General features: G+C 67.3%; 6 protein-coding genes. 3 read left to right on the forward strand and 3 right to left on the reverse strand.

Going from position 1 to position 7350, the window contains the following annotated elements:
• The coding region (locus tag DBR23_RS32110; RefSeq protein WP_369882189.1) for an AraC family ligand binding domain-containing protein at positions 1 to 583 on the reverse strand (583 nt) is incomplete at its 3' end.
• 65 nt (positions 584 to 648) lie between these two features.
• Here DBR23_RS32110 and DBR23_RS29000 point away from each other — a divergent pair.
• The 3 genes from DBR23_RS29000 (at position 649) to DBR23_RS29010 (ending at position 4158) form a co-directional block, all read left to right on the forward strand.
• Positions 649 to 1932 carry an MFS transporter gene (locus DBR23_RS29000; RefSeq protein ID WP_108500342.1) on the forward strand — a complete coding sequence of 428 codons (1284 nt, stop codon included), beginning with the start codon at positions 649 to 651 and terminating at the stop codon, positions 1930 to 1932.
• Between the two features lie 144 nt (positions 1933 to 2076).
• Complete coding sequence (locus tag DBR23_RS29005) at positions 2077 to 2589, forward strand: DUF1993 family protein (RefSeq protein WP_108500337.1); 513 nt, start codon at positions 2077 to 2079, stop codon at positions 2587 to 2589.
• Positions 2590 to 2766: 177 nt separating this feature from the next.
• A complete protein-coding gene (locus DBR23_RS29010) occupies positions 2767 to 4158 on the forward strand; it encodes a hypothetical protein (RefSeq protein ID WP_108500338.1) in 1392 nt (463 codons plus the stop codon).
• A 107-nt stretch (positions 4159 to 4265) separates the two neighbouring features.
• Here the strand turns inward: DBR23_RS29010 and DBR23_RS29015 are convergent, their stop codons facing one another.
• Positions 4266 to 6503 (reverse strand): NADP-dependent isocitrate dehydrogenase, encoded by a 2238-nt coding sequence (locus DBR23_RS29015; RefSeq protein ID WP_108500339.1) that lies wholly within the window; start codon positions 6501 to 6503, stop codon positions 4266 to 4268.
• 241 nt (positions 6504 to 6744) lie between these two features.
• Positions 6745 to 7350: ligase-associated DNA damage response endonuclease PdeM (gene pdeM / locus DBR23_RS29020; protein WP_108500343.1), on the reverse strand; the 606-nt coding region annotated here is incomplete at its 5' end.

Raw genomic sequence — 7350 nt, forward strand, 5'->3', positions numbered from 1 at the left:
CACGGGCCAGTTCGTCGCGCACCAGGGCGCTCAGGTGCTGCTCGCGTCGCAGGTCGGCGGGGCTGATCGCGGCGCCGCCGTCGGGCGTGGTGGGCATCTCGCGCACCAGGGCGCGCAGCAGGTCGGACACCTCCAGCACGCGGCACTGGCGCCATGCGTCTTCCTGGTCGCGCGGCACGCCGGGGCCGCAGCGCCCCCGGGGCTGGTGAAAGTACAGCGTGCGCAGGTCGGCGTCTTCCACCATGGTCACGGCATGTTCCACACCGGGCGGAATCCACAGCGCGCGCGAGGGCGGCACGATGTAGGTGCCGTGGTTCACCGTGAGCCGGATCACGCCCGTGGTGGAGATCGCCACCTGCGCCCAGGGGTGGCTGTGGGGCATCACCTGCGTGTCGGCGGCCAGCCAGCGCAGCTTGGCGCGCACCGGGCGGGCGGCGGTGGGCACAAACAGCTCGGGCGTGAGCGAGTCCACGTACGACATCCCGCGCGGCTTGCCGGCCTGGGCGCGAGGCACGACCTCGGCGGCGAAGTGTTCCACCACCGGTTCGGTAGGGGTGGGGTACCTGGTGGGTGGGTTTGGCATGTTTGCGATAGAAATTGGCCGTCTATCGTAAACCTGCCGAGGGCATGCTGCCTAAGATCCAACCCATGACTGCTTCCACCTCCGGCGCTACCGCTACCTCCACCACTGCCAACCCCGTCCCCCTGCGGCAGGACGCCCGCACCATCGGCCTGATCGGTCTGGCCCACGGCAGCTCGCACTTCTTTCACATGCTGCTGCCGCCGCTGTTTCCGTGGCTGATCGGGGAGTTCGGCTTCAGCTATTCCGAGCTGGGCCTGCTGGTGTCGGTGTTCTTCGTGATCTCGGGCGTGGGCCAGGCGCTGTCGGGTTTCCTGGTGGACCGTGTAGGCGCGCGGCCGGTGATGTTTTTTGCGCTGTCGAGCTTTGCCGCAGCGGGGCTGGCGGCGGGCACGGCGCAGGGCTACACGGGCCTGCTGCTCGCGGCGGCTTTGGCCGGGCTGGGCAATGCACCGTTCCACCCGGTGGACTTCACGATTCTGAACAAGCGCGTGTCGCCCCAGCGCCTGGGGCATGGCTTCTCGGTGCACGGCATCAGCGGCAACCTGGGCTGGGCGACGGCGCCGGTGTTCATGGCGGGCATTGCCACAGCCACGGGCTCGTGGCGTACGGCCTGCCTGTGCGGCGCGCTGCTGGCCCTCACGGTGCTGGCCATCATGGTGTGGAACCGCGATGCCATTGACGACCGCAAGGGTGCCTGGGCGCACCAGGCCAAGGGCGGCGCAGCGGCGGCGAAGCCCGAGCACCCCATGGCCTTCCTCAAGCTGCCTTCGGTGTGGCTGTGTTTCTCGTTCTTCTTCTGGAGCACCTGCGCACTCAGCGCCATCCAGAGTTTTGCCAGCCCGGCGCTGCAGTCCATGTATGGCCTGCCGCTGAGCGTGACGGCCATGGTGGTCACTGGCTACATGCTGTGTGGCGCGGCGGGCATGCTGGTGGGCGGCTTTCTGGTGGGGCGTGTGCAGCGGCTGGAGAAGATCATCTCGGTGTGCCTGCTGGGCTCGGCCGCGCTGCTGGTGGTGGTGGCCTCGGGGCTGCTGCCCGGCATGGCGGCGCTGGTGGTGGCCTCGGTGGCGGGGCTGGGCACAGGCCTGGCGGGCCCCTCGCGCGACATGCTGATCAAGCGCGCCGCGCCCCCCGGTGCCACGGGCCGCGTGTATGGCACGGTGTACTCGGGGCTGGACCTGGGCTTTTGCCTGGCGGCACCGGTGTTTGGCGCCATGCTGGACCACGGTATGACGGCGGGCATTTTCTACGGCTCGGCCGTGACGCTGGGCCTGAGCGTGGTGTCGGCGGCGCTCGTGGGGGTGGGCGTGGCAGCGCGGGCGGCACGGCCCGTGCCTGCAGCGGCCTGAAGGGTCCACGGGGCGGGGGCTCTGTACGGCGCCCAGCACGCCGCGCGGGCATGTGTTGCAATCGCGGTCGGTGGCGCCGGGGCCCTGTTTGGCAGGGTTCGCAACGGCGCCCTTCCTTTTCAACGCACTTCCAGGACACCGCCCATGACGAACCCCATGTACAACGCCAGCATCCCCGTCTTTCGCCAGATGCTGGGCTCGCTCCAGGACATCCTGGCCAAGACCGAGGCCCATGCCACGGCCCGCAAGATCGAGCCGGACGCATTGCTGCAGGCCCGCCTGTTCCCCGACATGTTCCCCATGGCCCGCCAGGTGCTGATCGCCTGCGACTTTGCCAAGGGCGTGGCCGCGCGCCTGGCCGGTGTGGAGGTGCCTTCGCTGCCCGACGCCGAGCGCCCCGGTTTTGCCGACCTGGCCGAGCGCATCCGCACAGTGCTGGCGTTCATCGAAGGCCTGCCGCAGGCCGCGTTTGCCGAGGCTGCCACGCGCCAGATCACCATCCAGCCCGGCACGCCGCGCGAAAAGCTGTTCGTCGGCGAACACTACCTGCTGCACTACGGCCTGCCCCAGTTCTTCTTCCACGTGAACGCGACCTACGCCATCGCCCGCCACAACGGCGTGGAACTGGGCAAGCGCGACTACATGGGCAAGTTCTGACCCTGAGCCCTGTCCCGGGGCGCCAAGGTGCCCCGGGTGCTGCCGTGTGGGGTCAAGCATGCAGATATGGGTCAAAATGGCCCGTAGCGCTAGTGAATCATGCCTGATGTGCTATCAAATTTGTAGTATCTAACAATACGCCCAGCGCGGACAAAAAAGACAACGGAGACCCGACCCATGCCTACCCCCCGTGCCACACCACGCACCCTGCCAGCCCTGGCGCTGGTCGGCGTGACCTGCCTGCTTTCTGCCTGCGCGCCGGTGCCCACACAACCACCAGCTTCGGCGCCGGTGAGTGCCACGGCCGAGGCCGCGCCCACGGCCACCCCGTGCCCCAAGGACCTGGCGCCCATCGCCCGCTGCCTGTCGGGCAAGGACTCGGCCGGTGCGTATTACCTGGTGGCGGTGCCTCAGCAGTGGAACGGCCACCTGGTGCTGCACGCCCACGGCGGCCCGGCACTGGGCGCGCCGAAGATGGAGCGGTCGGTGGAGGACCTGGAGCGCTGGGCCATCATGGTCCGCGCGGGGTACGCCTGGGCGGGCAGCACCTTCCGCCAGGGCGGTGTGGAGGTGCGTGCCGCGGCCGAGGACACCGAGCGGCTGCGCCAGATCTTCGTGCGCCACGTCGCCCAGCCGCAGCGCACCATCCTGCACGGCCAGTCCTGGGGCGCCAGCGTGGCGGCCAAGGGGGCTGAGATGTTCCAGACCACGGCCGATGGCAAGCGCCCCTACGACGCCGTGCTGCTCACCAGCGGCGTGCTGGCGGGCGGAACGCGCTCTTACGACTTTCGCACCGACCTGCGCGTGGTCTACCAGTACCTGTGCAACAACCACCCCCGGCCCACCGAGGTGCAGTACCCGCTGAACATCGGCCTGCCTGCCGATGCGGCGATGGCCCAGGCGGACCTGGCCGCACGCGTGAACGAATGCCTGGCGCTGAACAAGCCGGTGGCCGAGCGCACGCCCGAGCAGCAGCGCAAAGTCAAAACCATCGTGGATGTGATCCGCATCCCGGCCAGCTCCATCCAGGGCCACATGAACTGGGCCACCTTCCACTTCCGCGACGTGGTGCAGCACCGCACGGGCGGCGCCAGTCCGTTTGGCAACCGGGGGGTGTCGTACCGGGGCTCGCCCGACGACGCCGCGCTGAACGCCGCCGTGCTGCGCTACCGTGCAGACCCTGCCGCTGTGGCCCGCTTTGCGCAGGATACCGACCTGACCGGCCGCATCCCCGTGCCCGTGCTCACCGTGAAAGGCGTGGACGACCCCACGGCCTTTGTCGAGCTGGACGCGGCCTTCCGGGTCACCATGGCGCAAGGCGGCAGCGTGGCGCGCCTGGTGCAGACCTTCACCCAGCACAACACCCACAGCTACCTGAGCGACCCCACCTACCCCACGCTCATGACCGCGCTGCTGCGTTGGGTGGACGCGGGCGACAAGCCCACGCCCGAGGGCATTGCGCAGCAGTGCGCAGGCATGGAGGCCACGTTCGGCAAGGGCTGCGCCTTCCTGCCTGGCTATGTGCCGGCGGCGCTGAACACCCGCGTGGCCGATCGCGAGCGGCCGTAGATTGTTTTCTCTTGCGGTTCCCGCCGCGCCATAAAAAAGGCCCCGCAGAGCGGGGCCTTTTTCATTTGCCGCTGCAGCACAGGGCCGCAGCAGCGGTGGGGCCGGACTCAGGCCGCCACGGCCTTGAGGGCTTCGTTCAGCGTCTTGCTGGGGCGCATCACGGCGTCCAGCTTGGCCACGTCGGGCAGGTAGTAGCCACCGATGTCGGCGGGTGCACCCTGCACGGCAGCCAGTTCGGCCACGATGGTCTGCTCGTTGTCGGCCAGTTGCTTGGCCAGTGGGGCGAACAGTTGGGCCAGTTCGGCATCGGCCGTTTGCGTGGCCAGCTCTTGCGCCCAGTACAGGGCAAGGTAGAACTGGCTGCCACGGTTGTCCAGCTGGCCGGTCTTGGGCGAGGGGTTCTTGTTGTTGTCCAGCAGCTTGCCTGTGGCGGCGTCCAGCGTCTGGGCGAGGATCTTGGCCTTGCCGTTGCCGGTCTTCAGGCCCAGGTCTTCCAGCGACACGGCCAGCGCCAGGAACTCACCCAGCGAATCCCAGCGCAGGTGGTTTTCTTCCACCAGCTGCTGCACGTGCTTGGGGGCCGAGCCGCCTGCACCGGTTTCATACATGCCGCCGCCGGCCATCAGCGGCACGATGGACAGCATCTTGGCCGAGGTGCCCAGTTCCATGATGGGGAACAGGTCGGTCAGGTAGTCGCGCAGTATGTTGCCGGTGGCGCTGATGGTGTCCAGGCCACGGATCACACGCTCCAGCGTGTAGCGCATCGCACGCACCTGGCTCATGATCTGGATGTCCAGGCCGGTGGTGTTGTGCTCGTGCAGGTACATCTTGACCTTGGTGATCAGCTGCGCTTCGTGCGGACGGTACGAGTCGAGCCAGAACACCACGGGCATGCCGGAGTTGCGGGCGCGGTTCACGGCCAGCTTCACCCAGTCGCGGATCGCGGCGTCCTTCACCTGGCACATGCGCCAGATGTCGCCTTGCTCCACGTTCTGGCTCAGCAGCACTTCGCCGGTGACCAGGTCGGTGATGTTGGCCACGCCGTCTTCGGGGATCTCGAAGGTCTTGTCGTGGCTGCCGTATTCCTCGGCTTGCTGCGCCATCAGGCCCACGTTGGGCACCGTGCCCATGGTCTTGGGGTCGAACGCACCGTGCCACTTGCAGAAGTTGATGATCTCCTGGTAAATGCGGGCGAAGGTCGATTCGGGCATCACAGCCTTCACGTCCTTCAGGCGGCCGTTGGCGTCCCACATCTTGCCGCCGTTGCGGATCATGGCGGGCATGGAGGCGTCCACGATGATGTCGTTGGGGGAGTGGAAGTTGGTGATGCCCTTGGCCGAGTCGACCATGGCCAGCTCGGGACGGTGCTCGTGGCAGGCGTGCAGGTCGCGCTTGATCTCGTCGCGCTGGCTTTGCGGCAGGGTCTCGATCTTGGCGTACAGGTCCACCATGCCGTTGTTGACGTTCACGCCCAGCTCTTCAAAGGTCTTGGCGTGTTTGGCGAACGCGTCCTTGTAGAAGATGCGCACGCAGTGGCCGAACACGATGGGGTGGGACACCTTCATCATCGTGGCCTTCACGTGCAGCGAGAACATCACGCCGGTCTTGCGTGCGTCTTCGATTTCCTTCTCGTAGAACTCCAGCAGCGCCTTCTTGCTCATGAACATGCTGTCGATCACTTCGCGGTCGAGCAGGCTGACCTTGGGCTTCAAGACAATGGCCTTGCCGCTCTTGGTGATCAGCTCCATCTTCACGTCACGGGCGCGGTCCAGCGTCATGGACTTTTCGCCGTGGTAGAAGTCGCCGGCGTGCATGTGCGACACATGCGAACGCGAGGCCTGGCTCCACTCGGCCATGCTGTGCGGGTTCTTGCGGGCGTATTCCTTCACGGCCTTGGGCGCACGGCGGTCGGAGTTGCCTTCACGCAGCACGGGGTTCACGGCCGAGCCGGTGCACTTGCTGTAGCGGGCCTTGATTTCCTTTTCCTTGTCGTCCTTGGGCTGGTCCGGGTAGTCGGGCAGGGCGTAGCCCTTGGCCTGCAGCTCGGCGATGGCTGCCTTGAGCTGCGACACGGACGCGGAGATGTTGGGCAGCTTGATGATGTTGGCATCGGGCTGCAGCGTCTTCTTGCCCAGCTCGGCCAGGTTGTTGGGCACGCGCTGTTCTTCGGTCAGGTAGTCGGGGAACTCACCCAGGATGCGCGCTGCCACCGAGATGTCGCTCTCCAGCACGTTGATGCCTGCCGGTGCCGCGAACGTGCGAATGATGGGCAGGAAGGAAGCCGTGGCCAGACGGGGTGCTTCGTCGGTCAGGGTGTAGATGATGGAAGGTTGCTGGGTCGTCATGGCTTGTCTCACGAAACAGAGTAGGTAGATGCCCCCGGCTGCGTCGCAGCGGGGCCAAACGCGGATGCTCTCTGATTCTCCTTGCTCGGGGCTGTCACTGCCCGCTGTTTTTGCAATCGAATCTCACAATGCAAAATTATCATAAGCCCAGGGCACTTTTTTTCACCAAATAGGTGGTAATCACCCTGCGGCTTTCTGCAGTTTGACCCCGTTGGCGCTCGCGCGCCACCCCCTGCAGACCCTAGGAACCCCCCCCAGGAACCGCCACCACGCGGCCAGGTAGGACGGCAAACTGCGTCCAGTGCGCGGGCAGGGTGTCGGGCGCCGTGCCGGTGAAAGCCCCGAAGGCGGGCAGGATCAACTGCCCGTCGCCCCAGCCAAAGCAGGGCGCCCGCAGCGCATCGCGCGCCGGGCCCCGCAGCCGTAGCGTGGGGTGCAGATGCCCTGCGAGCACCGTGTGGCCTGCCACAGCCTGAGGGTGGTGGCAGGCCAGCACCGGCGCATCGGCACAGGGCAACCAGGGCTCGTTGACCAGCGCCACTGCCAGCGCGGCCGGCGGGTCGCCCGCATGCAGGTCATGGTTGCCGCGGACCAGTGTCATCGCCACACGGGCATGGCGCTGGCGCCAGGGCAGCAGCTGCTGCCACAGCGCATCGGCCGCGCCGCTGCGCGCGTGCAGGAAGTCACCCAGAAACACCAGGTGATCGGCGCCGGTGGCAGCGAGCACCACATCCAGCCGCTCCAGGTTGTCCGCCGTGGTGCCATGGGGCACCGGCTGGCCCGCGCGGCGGAAGGTGGCGCCCTTGCCGAAATGCACATCCGCCACCAGCACCATGTGCGCGGCGGG

Origin of the sequence: Acidovorax sp. HMWF018 (assembly GCF_003061035.1) — a bacterium.
In the GTDB taxonomy this organism is placed as follows: Bacteria; Pseudomonadota; Gammaproteobacteria; order Burkholderiales; family Burkholderiaceae_C; genus Acidovorax; species Acidovorax delafieldii.